At 59.7% G+C, this 519-nt stretch carries 1 protein-coding gene; it reads left to right on the top strand.

All coding sequences use genetic code 11. The annotated features are described in order from the left end of the window. Positions 1-157: 157 nt before the first annotated feature. On the top strand, positions 158-519 hold a 362-nt coding region (tnpA, locus tag DW211_RS10015; protein ID WP_118260599.1), incomplete at its 3' end, for an IS200/IS605 family transposase.

Raw genomic sequence — 519 nt, forward strand, 5'->3', positions numbered from 1 at the left:
TTAAAGGCTTTAGCCTGTGCGGGGCGCGCAGCGCGCCGCATCAGAAACCACCCGCTATGCGGGTGGGGACAACCGGCTTTACAAAGCCGCCCCCTCGCCGGACACTTGCGATTGTTCAGGCCGCAAGGAATCCGAGTCGAGAGGGCGGTGGTGGCGTATGGCCCAGAAGGCCTACAGCCTGTCGCACACGAAGTGGATGTGCAAGTACCACGTCGTGTTCACGCCGAAGTATAGGCGCAAAGTCATCTACAACCAAATAAGGTCCGACCTTGGGGAGATCTTCAGGAAGCTCTGCCAGTGCAAGGGGATAGAGATCATCGAGGGGCACCTGATGCCCGACCACGTCCACATGCTGCTGGCGATACCGCCGAAGTACAGCGTGTCCAGCGTGATGGGCTACCTGAAGGGGAAGAGCTCGCTGATGGTATTCGACAGGCACGCGAACATGAAGTACAAGTTCGGCAACAGGAAGTTCTGGGCCGAGGGCCACTGCGTGTCCACCGTCGGCCTGAACGAGGC

Source organism: Collinsella sp. AM18-10, assembly GCF_003471585.1.
In the GTDB taxonomy this organism is placed as follows: Bacteria; Actinomycetota; Coriobacteriia; order Coriobacteriales; family Coriobacteriaceae; genus Collinsella.